We start from the raw sequence: 291 nt of genomic DNA, 5'->3' as shown, positions 1-291 counted from the left end.
AGTCGCCCCACGTGCCCGGATGAACTCAAGCAAAGCTCCTTCAAGAGCGGGCAAAGGATGCGGACTCGCAGTGCGTCGCAATTTGATTCGGGCCGTCCCCGCGTTCTTTGGCGGGTTGCTTGTGTATGCAATCAGTTGAGGTCTTGCGGGCATTTGGGTGCTGAGGCCCAAGATGTTTGCGGCTGAAGCTCCAGTCGGCCTGGTCTTGCCCTCCAGTCTCTTCAAAGCGATGGAGGTCTCCGAGGGCTTGCTCCTTCCGATTAGGGTGTCCTTGGGCGCAAAATACAGGCC

1 pseudogene is annotated in these 291 nt (G+C 58.4%); it reads right to left on the bottom strand.

Annotated elements, in window-relative coordinates:
* Positions 1-288, bottom strand: a pseudogene (locus tag ACIR310F_RS27645) (hypothetical protein); the annotation flags it as partial.
* Positions 289-291: the final 3 nt, after the last annotated feature.

This window comes from Dolichospermum circinale AWQC310F, from assembly GCF_000426925.1.
Classification (GTDB): Bacteria; Cyanobacteriota; Cyanobacteriia; order Cyanobacteriales; family Nostocaceae; genus Dolichospermum; species Dolichospermum circinale.
This window is presented reverse-complemented; position numbering and strand designations above follow the sequence as displayed.